The organism is Streptomyces sp. NPDC055025, from assembly GCF_053608565.1.
In genome coordinates this window covers 45,773-60,688 of record NZ_JBSGVS010000017.1, presented here as the reverse complement: position 1 = coordinate 60,688, position 14,916 = coordinate 45,773, and the positions used below count along the sequence as shown (strand labels likewise).

The following is a 14,916-nucleotide window of genomic DNA, read 5'->3' as shown; positions in this document are numbered from 1 at the left end:
CCACACCAAGGAGGCGACCATGACCACCTGGCAGCCCACCCGCAAGGGCCTCAAGGAGTTCCTCCGCGACGTCGCGAACAACCCCGGCAAGAGCTACTACTCCATCTCCGACTGTGCCCAGCCCTGGGGCGACACCCGAAAGTACCGGGAGATCGTCTTCAAGCCGTCCCGGCTCTGGGTCGGCACCTGGGGCCACCACGGCGCAGAAGGTGTCCTGTCCCTCTACGGGCCAATCAGCGACGTCCAGCCTGCCGGGCTCAAGTCCCTCTTCGAGAAGGGCGGCCCCCAGTACTTGCCTGACCCGGAGAAGGTCGCCAAGGACGCGCAGCCGAAGCGCCCCCGCATCTTCGCCCGCCAGCCGATCGGCTGACGCATCCGACAACGATCAAGGAGAAGCCATGCAGGACACCCGGCTCTTCGAGACCGCAGTCCGTGACGCCGTCGTGGTCCTCAAGCTCATTCGGGAGGACGTCTTCACCGGCCCCGCCTACACCACAGCCGACCTCAGCACCGAGAACGCGAAGGCGGCCGGCTGGACTTTCGAGCAGATCGAGGCCGAAGCAATGCGACGCCTCGGCACGTAACTCAACCGGGGCGCCCCTCCCAGCCTGGCAGCAGTCAGGGGCGCCCCTTCCGCCCGCCACGCGCTCGCGCGCAGGGAGCGACCCAACATGACCACGATCACCCACGCCCCGACAAGTCCGCCCGTTGCGGCAGTGCCCACCCTCGACCTGGACGCCCGGCTCGCGCTCGCGGACGCGGCCATGACAGTCCGCCTCGACCACGCCCAGCTCGCCTTCGCCGTGAACACCGCCCACCTGCCCGACACCGCAGCCGAGGTGCCGATCGCTCCGATCCGGCCCGAGCCGGCGTCCACCCCCCCAGCGAGCCCGCTGGCCGCCTGCCTCACCCGCGCCGCCCACATCCTCCAGGAGCGCGGATGGGTCCGCGGCGGACTCCGCGACAACAACGGGGCCGTGTGCGCGATCGGAGCCATTCGAGCCGCCACCCACCCCAACCGAGATCTCGCCGACGACGCCTGCGTCCTGCTGCTCGACGTCATCCAGCGACACCACCCAAACGCCGAAACCGTGCCGTCCTGGAACGACGCCCAGACTCACGCCGGCTCCGTCGCCAGCATGCTCCGCGCAGCTGCCAACACCGCCTGATCGAAAGGAAGGGCCGTGGAAGACGAGTGCATCCTCTGCGGAGCCCCCGGAGGCTATCCGTACTGCGACGACGACTGCCGTGAGGCTGATTGTGACGAGGACGAGCAATGACCTGGAACCCCGACGAGAAGCCGCCGCGCGACGCCAGGGACGGAGACAGCCGCCGCCCTCAACCTAACGGCCGCCCCGACCAGCCCACAGCCCCCGGCGACTTCGCGAGCAACGGCCGCACACCCGCCCCGTCCATTCGCCGCGGCGAAGACACCCGCATGCACCGCCGCCCCCGCGTCACCGCCTCCTGAAAGGAGCCCTCCTTGGCACCGACCTCCACGGCCTGTCCCTGCTCTTCGCAATCATCGGAGCCGTCGCCCTGGTCGGCGGCGTAACCCTAGCCCTCCTCGCTATCCGCCCCCGCCTCAAAGGCAAACGCATCAACGACCACGCCAGCTACGCCAGAGCCGAACCCGATGCGATCACGCAAGCCCTGGCAGAAGACCGCCGCCCGGCCCGCCTCCAGGCACTGTCGACGCTGGCACTCCAGAAGATGCAGCTGCTCCGCATCGCTGGCGACACCACGCTCGCGGCGGTGCTGACCATCGCCGCCGCCATCCTCACCCGCTAACCCAGCCCGCTGTCTGAAGGAGAAGACCGTGACCGTTCGCCCCGCTGTCGCGGAGGGCCAGCTCTACCGCGACCTCGCCCCCGACATGAAAGCCCGCGACCGACGCCTGCGAGTCACCGAGGTCGGCCCCTCCCAGGCAACTCTCATTGTCGAGCACGACCGCGAAGGTACAGCCGGGCGCACCACCCGAGCCAGTCTTGCCCGCCTTCGCGGCGGCGCCTTCGAGCTTCTGGAGGACCCGGCCGACACCGACCCCCTGTACCTGGCTCTGCTCGCCGCCATGTCGCGGGTGCGCGGCGCCAAGGCCACCCCCGCCGACTACGCCCGTGCAGCTCTTAACGTCGTCCGCACCGAAGTGAGGAATGGAACCATGACGGGCAACTCCCCGAACACCCCATCGAACCAGGCGCAGACACTCAGTGGCGACCCGTGGCTGTGCGAGGTTCCCTGGCACAGCCACACCGACACCGAGCGCGGGCCGACTTGCCGACCCGACACCATCCACCACGCCGACCTCGATCCCACCCCGGAGCCCCAGCGATGATTCAGCCGGGCCAGATCTACCGGTCCGTCGCTCCGATCCCTGGCGAGCCTGCCAACTACCGGCGCATCAGGGTCGTCGGCAGGCCCATGACCATCACCGGCGTCTACAGATTCGGCACAGTCTCGGTCGCCACTCTCACCGAAGACGGCCGCGAAACCCGGCACCGCAACATCAAGATGAACCAGCTCCACGCCACCGCCACGACCCGCGACGGGAAACCCCGACCCCAACGACCCCCACGGCGAGGACGACTGCTGCGAAGCCACCTGCGGCTGCTGCCCCCGAGTCAACGAGCACGGCCACTGCCGACTCGCCCCCGGCAGCGAAGACGACAGCACGTACTGCGACCAACACGGAGAAGGCTGGCTATTCGACCGCTCACCCGAAGCCGAACGGCGCTACCAGATCCTGCGCAGCACCTGACCACCGGGCCCGCTCCCACCCCGGAGCGGGCCCGTCTTTATCTCGGCTTGTCATCACGGGTGTGCACAATTGGCTCACAACGTGCTTGCTTCCCGAACCACCGCCGAGGAGCCCGCCATGCACCACCCCGCCGACGAAGACGCCTACCAGTGGCCCACCTGCGTGACCCCGAAGTGCGGGCGGCAGTTGTGGGCCAGCGAGAGCGGCCGTCAAGCCTGTAGGCCCTGCGAAGACCAGACAGCGAAGCGACTCGCCGAACTCGGCGGACTCTTTGGTCGGCTCAACGAAACCGCCACGTTGATGCGCGGCGCCCGCCGGCCCGGTGGAGCAACCTCCGGATCCCGCACCCCGCCTATTCCGCCCCGGCTCGAAGTCCTCGCCCTCACTGCCAACGGGGGCATAGCAACCCGGCTCCAAGCCATCGAAGACTCGTGGCGGCAGGCCCTCGGATGGCCCACCCCGCCCACCGTCGACAACCGCACCACCTACCCGGTTCACCGAGACGCCGAAGGTCACCTGCGCCTCGGCCAACCGGTAAAGGGCGATCGTGTCTACCCGCACTGGCGCACCCAGCATGCTGCAGCGGCCGTTCCAAAGCACCTCAAGTTCCTGATGAACAACCTGCTGTGGGCGGTCGACTCCTACGAGTCCGTCGGTCAGGACATCGAAGACCTTCGCCTCCTGCATGCCGAATGCACGGTCATCGCGGCAGATGAGCGGCGGCCCGGCCGGGTCTCGATCGGCCGCTGCCCCGCCGTGAGCGACGAAGGGCCGTGCGGGGCGCAGTTGACCGCAAGCGCGGCCAGCCACCGGGTACGTTGCCAGGCATGCGGGGCCCGGTGGGAGACGCTGGGGGAATGGCGGGAGCTGAGGGCAGCTCAGGAAAAAGCGCTGGCCGAAGCAGCAGGACTTGCGGCATGGCAGATGAGCAACTACCTCTTACCGTCCGATGCGGATGCGGGCGAACCATGACCCCAGAAGCACGAAGAGGCGCCGGATACTGCCGGCGCGTCTGCGGGGCCCGCATCCAAGCAGCCCCCATCCAACTCTGCCGCGCCTGAGCTGATGAAGATGGTCAACGACCTGAGGCGCGCCGAGAGACCTCCGCCCATTGAGGCGTGACTTGACAGAATGATGTGTAAAGCGGATTCTTGATCGTGGCCTACGAGTCACATCACGCTTCCTGAGACCCTCGCTGTGGAAACCCCGGCGGGGGTTTTTGTGTACCCCGGGAGGTGCTGTGGTCGCATTCCCCAACCCCGACAGCATCGAGATTCACTTCGCCCAAGTCAACGGACAACGCGACATCGGCGACCTCTGGGAAGCCGCCCGGGAAGCTGGGGTCAAGCCCGGAACCATCAGCGTCTGGGTAACCCGCAAGAAGATCGAACCCGTGCTCGTCGGCCCGGCAGGCACCTACTTCCACCTGCCGACCGTCCGAGAAGCCGCAGAAGCCCGGCGGAAGTTCAAGCCCGCCGACCCTGCCGCGAACAGCCGCCGCCCGCACAGCCGGGCCGCTGCCTAGTCTCCTGCGCTGGTGGGCGCAGGCCGGGCCTCGAAGCGCCCCCAGCGCTCGGCCCACCTGTCCGCCCAGCCCTGCGGGGGGCTGGGCGGACACAAACCCAGGGCCCAGTCAGCCCCGACGTCCCGCCGCCACCAACCCCCAGGCCACGGCGGCGGGACACCCCAAACGAGGACGCCGTCGGCAGACGAAGGCCGTCGTCTCAAGCTGGCCAGCAACCGGTTCGAATCCGGAACGGCGGCGATCCTTGAACACCCCGAGACGCCTGCCGAGGAGGTGCCGTGTTCCCCGAAGGTACCCCCACCGTCACCCTCACCGGGACCCTCCCTGGCGCGGCCGTCGGCACCCCCTTCGCCGGACGCATTGTCCTCACCCCGTCGGCGGTACTCATCGACCCCGACCGGCACGCCATCTACCCGGGCGGCGGACGCGTCGACTTCGATGAGAACGGCACGTTCGAGGTGGAACTCATTCCCAACAACGCGGCAGGCATCGAGCCCGACGGATGGCTGTGGGAAGTCGACGTTCAGCCCCTACGCGGACGGCGCACCACCTTCTGGGCGGACATTCGCGGGAACGACGGGGCAACCATCCACCTCGACTCACTGGTTCCCATGCCGGCACCCGGTGGTGGGCCAGGACCAGGACCCGCAGGCGAATCCGCCTACGAGGTAGCGGTCGATGAGGGCTTCGACGGGACCGTCAGCGAATGGCTGGCTTCCCTCATCGGACCGGCGGGTGCCACCGGACCGCAGGGTGATCCTGGCCCCAAAGGCGACACCGGACCGCAAGGCGCGACAGGGGCCGCTGGGCCACAACCCCCACTCGGGGCGGCCGGCGCCGGGGCGACCATCGCACTCCGCTCCACAGACGCCACCACGACGAACGCAAGGACACCCACCGCCCACGCCAGCACCCACGCCGCTGGCGGCACCGACCCGGTCACGCTCACCCAAGCGCAGATCACCGGGCTCGCCTCGGCACTAGCCGCGCTCGCACCACTGGCCGGAGCTCACTTCACCGGAGCCGTGGTAGTCGACGACGCCGCGTTCAGCGTTCTCGGCACCGGCAAGGGCTACAGGTTCCGCCCTCTCGGGTCACGGCTCGACTGCGAAGCAACCGGATCCGACTGGATGTTCTCCGTGTTCTCCGGGCCCGCGTTCGACGGCACCCAACGGACCTACCTGCGTCTCGAAGCCGGGGTGCAGCTCGCCCACGCCGTAGGCCGCTGGGAGTTCTCCGCCAGCCCCGACTCCGGGGCTGTTCACACCCTCGACGGCGAAGCCGGTACCGCCGGGTTCTTCGGCGCCTCACCCGTCACCCGGCCCACCGTCTCCGGATCCTGGTCCGACGGAACCGCCCAGGCCAGTCTCGCCGCGGCACTCGACACGCTCGGGCTCATCAACGACACCACCACCCCGTAGGAGGCCCGCGCCATGGCCGACGACCTGCTCGTCATCATCCCCACCCGCGGCCGGCCCCAGGCCGTGCCGGAGATCGTGCAGGCGTGGGACGACACCGGGGCGACCGCGGACCTGTTGTTCGCCGTGGACACCGACGATCCCGAGCTGGCCGCGTACAAGAAGCACGCCGTGGCGCTGAAGGCCGACGGGCGTGTGCGGTTCACGTTCAGCAAGCGGCGCCGCCTGTGCGGCACGCTGAACACGCAGGCGGTCAAGGCGGCCAAGCAGTACCGGTTCCTCGGGTTCATGGGCGACGACCACCGGCCCCGGCCCGCAGCGATGTCGTGGGATGCCCGGATCCGGGAGTGCCTGTCCGGCGGCCCCGGCATCGTCTACGGCAACGACCTGCTGATGGGCGAGCAGATGCCGACCGCGGTCGCGATGACGTCGAACATCGTCGAGACGCTGGGCTACATGGCCCCGCCAGCACTGGTCCACCTCTGTCTGGATCTCTGCTGGCTCGACTGGGGCCGGGGCATGGGGCGGATCACCTACCTGCCCGACATGGTCATCGAACACCTGCACCCTGCGGCGTTCAAGGCCGAGATGGACGCGGGCTACGAAGAGGTCAACAGCTCCGAAATGGTGTCCGCCGACTCGGCCGCCTACTACCAGTACCGGGACGGCGGCGCACTCCAAGCCGACCTCGCCCAGCTCCGGACGCTCGTAGCGGGGACGGTCTGACCATGCCTCTGTCATCTCTGAGCCCGAGGCTTCTCCAGCCTCCGTCGCCGACTCACGTCCGCGTTTTCGCCGAGGCCAAAGTCGCCGGATTCCCCTACATGGCATGGAAGGTTGTCACCACCGAAGAGTGGGACGCCTCAACACCCGAACAGCGACGGGGCTGGCGAGATGAGGCCAGAGACTGCCTTCTCGGGACGATCGCCATCGAGAAGGGCCAAGAGGCGGCAGACGCCGCGCTCGTGACCTACTGACCGCCGATCCGGAACTGACATCTTGAGCGACTCCGAGGAGGCCCCTATGCAAGTCCTGCTGACCGGCGCCTCCGGGTTCGTCGGCCGACACCTCGAACGTGCCATGGTTGACCGAGGCTGGACTGTCACCAGCATCGAGCTGCGCTACCCGTTCCTCTACGACGCCCTCGACTTCTTCCGCAAGGACGATCAGCGGTTCGACCTCGCCATCCACTGTGCGGCGGTCGTCGGCGGCAGGGCCAGCATCGACGGCAGCCCCCTCGGGGTTGCCACCAACCTGGCCCTGGACTCCTGGTACTTCCGGTGGCTGATCCGCACTGGCACCCCACGAGCCGTGTACTTCAGCTCGTCTGCCGCGTATCCGGTGGCGCTTCAGCAGCCGGGCCTGGTCCGTCGGCTCGTCGAGACGGACATCGACTACGACCAGCCCGGACAGCCCGACGCGACCTATGGCCTCGCGAAGTTGGCGGGGGAGCAGCTCGCTGGGTACGCCGAGGCTGAGGGCTGCCGCGTCCACATCCTCCGGCCGTTCTCCGGCTACGGCGAGGACCAGGACGACTGCTACCCGTTCCCCGCATTCATCGGCCGCGCCAAGCGACGCGAAGACCCGTTCGAGATCTGGGGCGACGGCAACAGCACCCGCGACTGGATCCACATCAGCGACCTTGTGGGCGCCACCCTTGCCGCCGTCGACCAGGACGTCACCGGGCCCGTCAACCTCGGCACCGGCAGAGCGACCAGCTTCGACGAACTCGCCACCCTCGTCACCGCCGCAGCCAGATACCGGCCGCAGTACAAGCACCTTGCTGACACGCCCCGAGGCGTCCATCACCGGGTGTGCGACCCGTCCCGGATGCTCGACTTCTACCAGCCGCGCGTGCCCCTCGAAGAGGGAATCCGGCGCGCGCTCAACACCTGACCACCCCACCCGGAAGGCCCGCGCCCATGGCCCGCTACTTCATCACCTTCGACAACGGGATGAAAGCACCCGTCGTCGCCGCCGAGGTCGAGCAGAACGTCGACGGAAGCGAGTACCGCTTCCTCGACGTTGACGGCCGGATCGTCGCCTACGTCCCCGTCATCAATGTCCTCAGCATCATCCTCACCGAGGACGTCACCGTGAAGGCGGTGACCGGCTGATGGCTCGCCTGCAGATCCTCGAACTCCCCGAAGGCGCCGGAGACGACCGGCCGCCATACCTACTCATCATCGACCAAGTCGACGAGGCCACCGCCGACGACATCGCCCGCTGGCCCAACGACAGCGCCGAGCGGACCGGCGCACGCCACATCCTCTGCTTCAGCGAAACCATCGACATCCCCGCGAACGAGATCGCCCTCAGCGACCTCAACGACGCCGCCGACGGCAACGTCGTGCGGCTCCGGGTCGAACCTGACCTCACCGGATTCCACGAGATGGTCATGGCCGAAGTCGCACGGGCACAAGCCACCGCACGGGCCGCTGCACTGTGACCGCCTACGCCATCCAACTGGACAAGGCCGACGACCTGGTGGTCGACGACGAACATCTCACCATCGACCTCACCGCCGGCTGGGCCGTGTTCAACGACCCTTTCGGCACCGCACTCGCCATCCCCGCCAGCCGCATCCGCAGCATCCAACGCCTCGACGAACCAGAAGACGAGCACGTCGAAGGAGCGTGAGAGCAATGGCCGCTGGCCAGGAAGCGACACCAGCCGACTTCAAGGCAGCAGAGAAACTCCGCGAGTACTGGACCACCGGACCAGGCGGAATCAAGATCGCATGGAACACCCCAGGCGACTTCGACCGCTGCGTCACACTCCTCGACAAACACATGCCCGGCAAAGCCCAGGGCTACTGCAACCTCCTCCACAAACGCAGCACTGGTACATACCCAGGCCAGCATGCGAAGGCATTGCGCGACAGCAAGGTGGATGGCTGATGGGCAGCCAAGGCCGGCGGACAGCACCCATGCCCAAAGGCTGGGATCGCACACGCCAGGCCATCCTCAGGCGCGACAACTGGATGTGCCAATGGGACGTATCCACTGGCGGCAAGTGCGTCGAGCCGGCCAGCGAGGTCGACCACATTATCCCCGTCTCCATGGGTGGAGGCGAGCAGCACTCAAACCTCCAGTCCCTCTGCCGCTGGCATCACGCACAGAAGACCGGCAAAGAAGCCAGCACTTTTGCACACGCCAAACCACCCAAAGAAAGACCCCGAGAACAACACCCCGGAATCATCAGCTGAGTTGAAACAATGGGCAGATGAAGAGCTGCCCAATCTGCGCTCAACCCATCGAGCGAGATGACCGCAAGGGCGGCCCGCTGCCCACCTACTGCTCGACCGCCTGTAAGAACCGAGCCCGCAGCGCACGCGAGCGAGAGAACGGCACAGCTCAACGCCGCCAGCAGCAAGCGCGAGCGAGTGCTGAGGCCCAGCAAGTGCAGCGACCCTGCGTCGTGTGCGGCGACCTCATGGCCAGTGCGCTCCGCAAGCAGTGCGGGAAGCCCGAGTGTGTGAAGCGACTCAAGGCTGATCGCATGCGTGACTACATGCGAACCCGTCGCGCCGATACGGAGCTCGCAGCTCAGCATCGCGACTACGACCGCCGGTCACAGCTCAAGCGACTGACAACGCACGGCCACTGGCGGCAGGTGTACCCCGCGCGGGCCCTGCGCACGGACGCGCTGCGGCGGGCCCGGTTGCAGGCCGCCCTGGTGGAGGCGTTCGCCCCGCGCGCCGTGCTGGACCGCGACGGGTGGGTGTGCCAGCTCTGCCTGCAGCCCATCGACCCTGCGGTTGCATGGCCGGCTTCGCTCAGCCCGTCGGTCGACCACGTCATCCCCCTTGCCAAGGGCGGACTGCATGCCATGACCAACGTCCAGGCCGCCCACCTGGGATGCAACAGTCGCAAGGGTGATCGAGTCGAAGATGATCGCGAGCTTGTGGATCATGGCTTTTACTCGGCCAAGATCACCCTGGGGGGAGACTCCTAGATCATCTAAATCTGCGGATCGGACTGGTTAGCCATGCCCAGCCTGCGCAACACTGGGACTTGTTGATCAAGCTCTGACCTGCGGGGATGTCGGCGCCTTCCAGGCCGTCGGCCCTCCGGATCCTGTCGCCCAATTCGACTAAGGCGATATGGCTGGTCCGGTAGGCAAAGGTGTAACGCGACAGGTAGTCTGGATGCATGTCGAAGCCGACCTCCGCGCAGTGCGCCAGCCCCCGTTGTGGTGCCGCACTGCCTGCGGGGAGCTTGGCGCGGACCTGCTCGAATCGGTGCCGCCAAGCCGCCTATCGGGCACGTCGGCACACGCAGGGTGTCCCGGCTGAGATGGCGAGGCGCCGCCAGTGGGTGCGTCGTTCGAAGTCGAAGGTCCCGCTGACGGCAACCGGTTCAATCGCATCCAGCACGGATCCGTCAACGTGGACGACGCGTCGCCAGATCGCACGATCCAAGGTCGGTGCCGGCCCCGGCTTCGTACTCACAGCCGAAGACGGCATCGTCTGCATCGACCTGGACCACTGCCTCGTCGACGGGCGGCTCGCCGGATGGGCTGAGCGGATCCTGACGCAGGCCGGCCCGACGTTCGTAGAGGTCTCGGCCTCCGGATCCGGGCTGCACATCTGGGGCCGGGGGGTCGTCGGCCGCGGACGGAGGATCCGCTGCGGTGAGATGGCTGTTGAGGTGTACGACCGGGGCCGATACATCGCGATGGGCAGCCGGTACGAGGACGCCCCACTGGTCCTTGCCGATCTAAGTCCGCTGATTGCTTCGTTGAGCTGAACGGTCTGCCGGAGGGGGTGATCCCCAATGGCTGGTCGTGGATTCGCTCCGAAGGAGACGCGCTCCCGAGCGCGGGACGCCAAGTCCAGAGACGCCGAGATGCAGCGGCTGGAGGATGACGGCGCCGCCCGCGGGGATCACCTGCCGGAGGGAGTGCTGCCCGACCAGGAGTCGTGGCACCCGATGACGGTGCGGTGGTGGGAGACATGGCGTTGCTCGCCGCAGTCGCAGACATTCGTCGCGACGGACTGGGACTTCCTTTTGGACACGGCGCTTCTGCACCACGTCATGTGGACGAAGGGGCGCTGGGAGTTCGCTTCCGAGGTGCGGCTGCGGGCCGCCAAGTACGGGGCGACGCCGGAGGATCGGATGCGCCTCAAGATGAAAATCGAGACGCCGGCAGACCGCCAGGTCCCGACCGAGACGCCACGTTCAACATCGGATCGTCGCAAGAACCTGCGGATCGTGTCGGAGGATGTCGGGTAGGGGGTGCCATGCCGTGGCGCGGGCCCCAGTACGACGGCGAGTTCCCCTCTCTCGGGCACGAGATCGTCGAGCACATCGAGCAGTACCTCTGCCATGGCCCTGGCGATGTCATGGGCGAGGATATCGACCTCGATGACGAGTTCTACGCCTTCATCGTCAAGGCATACCGCCTGGAGCCAGAGACAGGGCAGCGCGTCTATCGCCGGGCATTCCTGTCGAGGGCAAAGGGGCGCGCGAAGTCCGAGATCGCCGGGATGCTCGTGTGTGCTGAGGCGCTGTTCCCCGTCCGCTTCGCGGGATGGGACGCGAACGGTGATCCTGTTGGGCGACCGGTCCGGTCGCCCAACATCCGGTGCATGGCCACCGAAGAAGGCCAGTCCGGGAACACCTACGACAACGTCACCGTAATGATGGAGCACGTTGCCGAACACTTCGGTGACGAGTTTCCCGGCATCGACTTCGGAAAGTCGACCGCGTCGTCAAGCCGAGTGATCCTGCATCAGCAACGTGGTGAAATCGCGCCGTCGACATCCTCGGCCGGCGCCAAGGATGGCGGCAAGGAAACCTTCACGGTTTTCGATGAGACTCACCTCTACATCACGCCCGAGCTGCGGAAGATGCACAAGACGGTGCTGCGGAATCTCCGCAAGCGGTTCGCGGCGCAACCGTGGTCCCTTGAGACGTCGACGATGTACGAGCCCGGACAGGACTCGGTTGCCGAAGCCACGCACGCCTACTACAAGGCGATCAAGGAAGGGCGTATCCGCGACGCTGACGCGGCTGGCCTGCTCTTCGATCACCGGCAGGCTAAGGACGGAACCGACCTGGGTGATCGCGATGCACTCCTGGCCGGGCTGAAAGAGGCATACGGGCCCGCTGCGGCTTGGATGGATCTGGACGGCATCATCGCCGAGATCTGGGATCCGCAGTCGGCGCCTTCGGACTCGCGCCGGTACTGGCTGAACCAGCCGGTTGCCGCAGAGGATGCCCTACTGGATCCCGCCGAGTGGACCAAGTGCACGTCGGATCTGCGGCTCGATGACGGCGACGACATCGTCCTCGGCTTCGACGGCGGCAAGTCGGACGACGCGACTGCGCTGATTGCGATGCGCGTGTCGGACCGCCTGGTGCAGCCGCTGGGGATCTGGGAGCGCCCGGAAGGCCCGCTAGCGAAGGGCTGGGAGGTCGACCGCAAGCAGGTCTCCGACCTGGTTGCGCACGCCTTCGGGCGCTGGCAGGTCCGGGCGTTCTTCGCCGACGTCAAGCTCTGGGAGTCGTACATCGACGAGTGGGCCGACACCTACCGGGACGAACTAGTGGTGCGGGCCTCCCCGAAGGCTGCGGTTGGCTGGGACATGCGCGGCCGGCAGCAGGAGTTGACGCTGGCAACCGAAGCGCTGGTGCAGGCCATCCGAGATGGCAAGTTGCCGCACACCGATCATCCGACGCTGAACCGGCATGTCGGCAACGCGCGCCGGCGCCCGAACCGTTGGGGCGTCAGCTTCGGCAAGGAGTCGCGTGAGTCCCCGAAGAAGGTCGACGGTTTTGCCGCCATGCAGCTGGCCGACATGGCGCGACGAGCGTTGCTTGCGTCGCCGGATTGGGCGAAGCGGCAGAAGAAGCGGCAGCGAACAGGCCGGGTTCACGGGTTTGCGTGAGGAGGTGGGTGGCGCGTGGTGATGTCGAACGAGGATGCGATCTCCACAGCGCGTCGCCTGCTGACGCTCCGGGAGTTGGAGCAGCCGCGGCTACAGCGGATCAAGAACTACATGGGCGGCAAGCACGACTCGGTGTACGTCCCGAAGGGTGCGCGCGCTGAGTATCGGTGGCTTGTCGAGCGGGCGAAGGTCAAGATCCTCCCGCTGATCGTCACCGTGGTGGCCCAGAACCTGTATGTGGACGGCTACCGCCCCGCTGGCAAGGACGAGAACGCCTCGCCGTGGGAGGTGTGGCAGGCGAATCGCCTGGACGCCCGCCAGCACGGGGTCCACAGGGCGGCGCTGACCTACGGTGCGGCGTACGCCCTCGTGATGCCCGGCAAGCCGGTCCCTGTGATCACGCCGTTCAGTCCGCGCCGGATGACCGCGGTGTACGCGGACCCTGTGAACGACGAGTGGCCGATCTACGCGATCGAGGACCGGCTGGAGAACACCGCGGATGGCCAGCGCCGCGTGGTGCGGGTCTATGACAATCAGGCCCGGTACACGCTGCGCGGGAAGCCTGACGGGTCCGAACTGGCCATGGACGGCGCCGATGCCATCATGACGCATGGTCTGGGCGTGTGCCCGGTCGTGCGGTTCGTCAACACCGAAGACCTGGACGGCGACGGCGTGCTCGGCGAGATCGAGCCGCTCATCGATGCCCAGGACCAGCTGAACATGACGACGTTCAACCTGTTGATGGCCCAGCAGTACGCCGCCTTCAGGCAGCGCTGGGTCACTGGGATGGCTCCGCCTCAGGATGAACAGGGCAACCCCCTGGAGCCCTTCCGCTCCCGCGTGGACGGCCTGTTCGTCGCGGAGGACGCGGATACGAAGTTCGGGGAGTTCGGGGCCACAGACCTTGGTGGGTACCTCAACTCCCGCGAGGCGACGATCCGGCACATCTCCACACTGTCGCAGGTACCCCCCTATCACTTGCTCGGGCAGATGGTGAACCTGTCGGCAGAGGCCCTGGCCGCCGCCCGTGACGGACTCGACCGGAAGATCGACGAACGCGAGTCGCTCTTCGGTGAATCTTGGGAGCAGACGCTCCGCCTGGCCGCCCTTGCCGCGAAGGACACGGACGCCTGGAACGACACGGCCGCCCAGGTCGTCTGGCGTGACACGTCAGCGAGGTCTCTGGCGCAGACTGTTGACGCCCTCGGGAAGCTGGTCACGATGCTCGGCGTGCCCCCGCAGGAGCTGTGGGAGCGCGTACCAGGTGTCACCCAGACCGATGTGGGCCGCTGGAAGGTGGCCGCAGAGGAGGGGGACGCGATGAACCGGCTGAACGGCATCATCGAGAAGCAGATGGCGCCCCCGCCGGCGCTCACCGCAGCCCCGCCGGAGGCCGAACTGCCCCCGGCGGCCTGACGTGGCTGGACTGAGCGCCCGACTGGCGCTCCAGTACCGGCGCCGACAGGCCCTGATCTCCGCTCGCCTGGTCCGCCAGATTGCACGGACCTGGCGGGACTTGGTGCATCCGGCGCAGGTCGACGCCATGTGGCCGACTCTCCGCTCCTTGCTGGCCACCGAGGTCCGTCAGGCGAGAGTCGAGTCGGCCTCCCTGGCGCAGAAGGCGTACACGGAAGCCAGGGAGTCCTCAGGGGTAGCGGATGACCTGTTCATCCCCTCCCCGCCAAAACTGCTTACCGACGACGAACTGTTCCGAACCCTCGACATCACCGGCCCCGTCGAGTTCAAGAGGGCCATTGCCGCGGGGAAGACACCTTCGCAGGCGGTGGACGCCGCCGCGGTCCGCATGGTCGGCTCATCCCAGTACCTGGCGCTCGAAGCCGGCAGATCGGTGATGAACCAGTCCATCGACCGTGATGAGCGCGCCACCGGCTACTCGCGGGTGACGGACAACGACCCGTGTGCCTGGTGCGCAATGCTCGCCTCCCGCGGGCCGGTGTACAAGACCGCCAAGACCGCTGGTGACCCCCGCCAAGGTGGCAATAGGTACCACGATCTTTGTAACTGCCAGGCGTGGCCTGCGTTCACTCTTGACGAGCCGTTTGTTGGTGTAGCCGAGAAGCTCTACGAGGACTGGCTCCAGCAGACACGGGGCCATGGCGGGAAGCACGCGGTCAACGCGTTCCGCCGCTGGTGGCAAGCAGAAGGCCGGGCCGCCTACACAGCACCCGACCGACCCTAGCCCTCTTCGCCCGGACCGCTGACAGGCGGCCCACCCAGCAAAAACATGGCGCTCGCCGACACGGTGGGCGCCATTTGCATGCCCACCTCCGCGTCAGCCGACAGGCAGGCGCCATCCCGA

At 67.3% G+C, this 14,916-nt stretch carries 22 protein-coding genes; all 22 read left to right on the top strand.

Annotated features, from left to right (window positions below; genetic code table 11):
• The first annotated feature begins 19 nt into the window (after window positions 1-19).
• The 22 genes from ACWGDX_RS13200 (at window position 20) to ACWGDX_RS13095 (ending at window position 14,796) form a co-directional block, all read left to right on the top strand.
• On the top strand, window positions 20-370 hold the full coding sequence (locus ACWGDX_RS13200; protein ID WP_453625080.1) for a hypothetical protein: 351 nt from the start codon (window positions 20-22) through the stop codon (window positions 368-370).
• A gap of 28 nt (window positions 371-398) precedes the next feature.
• Complete coding sequence (locus ACWGDX_RS13195) at window positions 399-584, top strand: hypothetical protein (protein WP_453625078.1); 186 nt, start codon at window positions 399-401, stop codon at window positions 582-584.
• A gap of 87 nt (window positions 585-671) precedes the next feature.
• On the top strand, window positions 672-1,169 hold the full coding sequence (locus ACWGDX_RS13190) for a DUF6197 family protein (RefSeq protein ID WP_453625076.1): 498 nt from the start codon (window positions 672-674) through the stop codon (window positions 1,167-1,169).
• 298 nt (window positions 1,170-1,467) lie between these two features.
• A complete protein-coding gene (locus tag ACWGDX_RS13185; protein WP_453625261.1) occupies window positions 1,468-1,791 on the top strand; it encodes a Pycsar system effector family protein in 324 nt (107 codons plus the stop codon).
• Window positions 1,792-1,819: 28 nt separating this feature from the next.
• The gene (locus tag ACWGDX_RS13180; RefSeq protein ID WP_453625074.1) at window positions 1,820-2,335 is read left to right on the top strand and encodes a DUF6354 family protein; all 516 of its coding nucleotides are present in this window, start codon (window positions 1,820-1,822) and stop codon (window positions 2,333-2,335) included.
• Between the two features lie 540 nt (window positions 2,336-2,875).
• Complete coding sequence (locus ACWGDX_RS13175) at window positions 2,876-3,730, top strand: hypothetical protein (RefSeq protein WP_453625072.1); 855 nt, start codon at window positions 2,876-2,878, stop codon at window positions 3,728-3,730.
• Between the two features lie 268 nt (window positions 3,731-3,998).
• On the top strand, window positions 3,999-4,283 hold the full coding sequence (locus ACWGDX_RS13170; protein ID WP_453625070.1) for a hypothetical protein: 285 nt from the start codon (window positions 3,999-4,001) through the stop codon (window positions 4,281-4,283).
• A gap of 278 nt (window positions 4,284-4,561) precedes the next feature.
• Window positions 4,562-5,704, top strand: a complete 1,143-nt coding sequence (locus ACWGDX_RS13165; RefSeq protein ID WP_453625069.1) for a hypothetical protein — start codon at window positions 4,562-4,564, stop codon at window positions 5,702-5,704.
• A gap of 12 nt (window positions 5,705-5,716) precedes the next feature.
• On the top strand, window positions 5,717-6,427 hold the full coding sequence (locus ACWGDX_RS13160) for a glycosyltransferase family 2 protein (RefSeq protein WP_453625067.1): 711 nt from the start codon (window positions 5,717-5,719) through the stop codon (window positions 6,425-6,427).
• Window positions 6,428-6,429: 2 nt separating this feature from the next.
• On the top strand, window positions 6,430-6,678 hold the full coding sequence (locus tag ACWGDX_RS13155; protein ID WP_453625065.1) for a hypothetical protein: 249 nt from the start codon (window positions 6,430-6,432) through the stop codon (window positions 6,676-6,678).
• A 46-nt stretch (window positions 6,679-6,724) separates the two neighbouring features.
• Window positions 6,725-7,597, top strand: coding sequence for an NAD-dependent epimerase/dehydratase family protein (locus ACWGDX_RS13150; protein ID WP_453625063.1), 873 nt, complete (start codon window positions 6,725-6,727; stop codon window positions 7,595-7,597).
• 26 nt (window positions 7,598-7,623) lie between these two features.
• Window positions 7,624-7,818: a hypothetical protein gene (locus tag ACWGDX_RS13145; protein ID WP_453625061.1), complete on the top strand. Its 195-nt coding sequence runs from the start codon at window positions 7,624-7,626 to the stop codon at window positions 7,816-7,818.
• Window positions 7,818-8,150 (top strand): hypothetical protein, encoded by a 333-nt coding sequence (locus ACWGDX_RS13140; protein WP_453625059.1) that lies wholly within the window; start codon window positions 7,818-7,820, stop codon window positions 8,148-8,150. Before ACWGDX_RS13145 ends, ACWGDX_RS13140 begins: the two co-directional genes overlap by 1 nt.
• A complete protein-coding gene (locus tag ACWGDX_RS13135; RefSeq protein ID WP_453625057.1) occupies window positions 8,147-8,341 on the top strand; it encodes a hypothetical protein in 195 nt (64 codons plus the stop codon). Before ACWGDX_RS13140 ends, ACWGDX_RS13135 begins: the two co-directional genes overlap by 4 nt.
• Window positions 8,342-8,346: 5 nt before the next feature.
• On the top strand, window positions 8,347-8,601 hold the full coding sequence (locus tag ACWGDX_RS13130) for a hypothetical protein (RefSeq protein WP_453625055.1): 255 nt from the start codon (window positions 8,347-8,349) through the stop codon (window positions 8,599-8,601).
• Entirely contained in the window at window positions 8,601-8,909 is a 309-nt protein-coding gene (locus ACWGDX_RS13125; protein ID WP_453625054.1) for an HNH endonuclease, read from the top strand. The genes ACWGDX_RS13130 and ACWGDX_RS13125 overlap by 1 nt, the downstream gene beginning before the upstream one ends.
• Before the next feature lie 293 nt (window positions 8,910-9,202).
• Window positions 9,203-9,658 (top strand): HNH endonuclease, encoded by a 456-nt coding sequence (locus tag ACWGDX_RS13120; protein WP_453625052.1) that lies wholly within the window; start codon window positions 9,203-9,205, stop codon window positions 9,656-9,658.
• A gap of 362 nt (window positions 9,659-10,020) precedes the next feature.
• Window positions 10,021-10,452 (top strand): hypothetical protein, encoded by a 432-nt coding sequence (locus tag ACWGDX_RS13115; protein WP_453625050.1) that lies wholly within the window; start codon window positions 10,021-10,023, stop codon window positions 10,450-10,452.
• A 27-nt stretch (window positions 10,453-10,479) separates the two neighbouring features.
• Window positions 10,480-10,938: a phage terminase small subunit gene (locus ACWGDX_RS13110; protein ID WP_453625048.1), complete on the top strand. Its 459-nt coding sequence runs from the start codon at window positions 10,480-10,482 to the stop codon at window positions 10,936-10,938.
• Window positions 10,939-10,946: 8 nt separating this feature from the next.
• The gene (locus ACWGDX_RS13105; protein ID WP_453625046.1) at window positions 10,947-12,596 is read left to right on the top strand and encodes a Terminase; all 1,650 of its coding nucleotides are present in this window, start codon (window positions 10,947-10,949) and stop codon (window positions 12,594-12,596) included.
• Between the two features lie 21 nt (window positions 12,597-12,617).
• Window positions 12,618-14,012 carry a phage portal protein gene (locus ACWGDX_RS13100; protein ID WP_453625044.1) on the top strand — a complete coding sequence of 465 codons (1,395 nt, stop codon included), beginning with the start codon at window positions 12,618-12,620 and terminating at the stop codon, window positions 14,010-14,012.
• 1 nt (window position 14,013) lies between these two features.
• The gene (locus ACWGDX_RS13095; protein WP_453625042.1) at window positions 14,014-14,796 is read left to right on the top strand and encodes a VG15 protein; all 783 of its coding nucleotides are present in this window, start codon (window positions 14,014-14,016) and stop codon (window positions 14,794-14,796) included.
• Window positions 14,797-14,916: the final 120 nt, after the last annotated feature.